Source organism: Pontibacter sp. HJ8, assembly GCF_054824225.1.
This window is the reverse complement of record NZ_JSYF01000534.1, coordinates 1-1,329: the sequence shown is the minus strand read 5'-3', so window position 1 is coordinate 1,329 and position 1,329 is coordinate 1. Positions and strand designations below refer to the sequence as shown.

The window sequence follows — 1,329 nt, the reverse complement described above, 5'->3', positions numbered from 1 at the left end:
TGGAATTTGCCAGCGAGCTTCATCAGCTGCACCACATCTTTGTACAGGTATACCAAGGGGAAGGCGATGGCTCCCCGGTCAGTCAGCCGGTAGGAAATGGCCGCTGTTTCATTATCCAGCTGCTGCTCCAACCAGCCCTGGGAAGAGAGTACGCGCAAGGCTACATTTAGGTAGCCTTCGTTTGCTTGAAAGGTGGTGACCAGTTCCTCGAGTGAGGCCTCTTGTTTTGAAAGCAGGTAATCCAGCACGCCTTTCTCATGCATGGCAAAAGCGGTAGGTGCCGTCACAATCCCATCCAGGTGCCGGAATATGGTTTCGCGGAGTTCTGTTTTATTTTTCATGTTTTGTATTACGTTAATTATGCCCGAGTTTGTCCATACGGAAGAGACAGACTCTTATACTACAATTTAAAGCCGGGGTCAGACCCGGGTAGCTGCCAATATTAACTTTCTGTCTGATTTCTTGAAATAACTAAGCAAAGTCATCTTTTGAGCTAATACCGATCATTTTAGGAGGTATAAATCTACAGTAATATTACATCATCCTAAAACTTAACCGGATCGTGATATGAAGAATTTACCATGGGCAGTTATCGTTGTAGCAGGTGCGCTTTTGGCATCCTGCAGCTCCCCCGATCAGCCAGAAAACGAAGTTGCTGCAACTGAAGTACAGCCACACAGCGGCGGACAGTCAGCAGTTACAGATGACCAGTCTCAGAAAAACATCGTGCAGGTAGCTGCCGGTTCAGCAGACCACAGCACGCTGGTCGCAGCCGTAAAAGTGGCCGAACTGGTAGATGTGTTAACCAATGCGGGGCCTTTTACTGTTTTTGCACCTATCAACGAGGCCTTCGAGAAACTGCCGGCAGGCACCGTAGAGGAACTGCTCAAGCCTGAGAAGCGAAGCGACCTGCGTAACATCCTGCAATACCACGTGTATGTCGGCGTACTGAACACAGACCGATTTGAGGACGGGCAGAGCCTGGGCCAGGTAAATGGTGGCCGTGTAACAATGGGTGTGAACGGGGATAAGATCACGGTCAATGGCGCTACCATACTCGCTTCCATACCTACCTCCAACGGTGTTATCCATGTGATCGACCAGGTGCTTTTACCACAATAAACCGGAACTTTCGGATTTAATCTCCTTCACAAGACCGTATTACCTGTCAACAGACCTGCCTGACCAGCAGGTCTGTTTTTTTACTGGTCTATACCTGAAAAGCGGCCTGGCTCTTTCTGATGATAATCCGGAAGAGAGAGAAGTAGAGGGGGGGGGGGAAAGGAAAGGAAGCGGTGAGCGATCAGACAAGTGCAGGAATTGTAAATT

Annotated in this window: 2 protein-coding genes; one reads left to right on the top strand and one right to left on the bottom strand. The window is 49.1% G+C overall.

The window, feature by feature from the left end:
* Positions 1-341 (bottom strand): methyltransferase family protein (locus tag OB13_RS18970; RefSeq protein WP_461491757.1); only part of this gene is annotated, 341 nt, incomplete at its 3' end.
* A 226-nt stretch (positions 342-567) separates the two neighbouring features.
* Between OB13_RS18970 and OB13_RS18965 the strand changes: the two genes are divergently transcribed.
* Positions 568-1,122: a fasciclin domain-containing protein gene (locus OB13_RS18965; RefSeq protein WP_461491756.1), complete on the top strand. Its 555-nt coding sequence runs from the start codon at positions 568-570 to the stop codon at positions 1,120-1,122.
* Positions 1,123-1,329 lie beyond the last annotated feature (207 nt).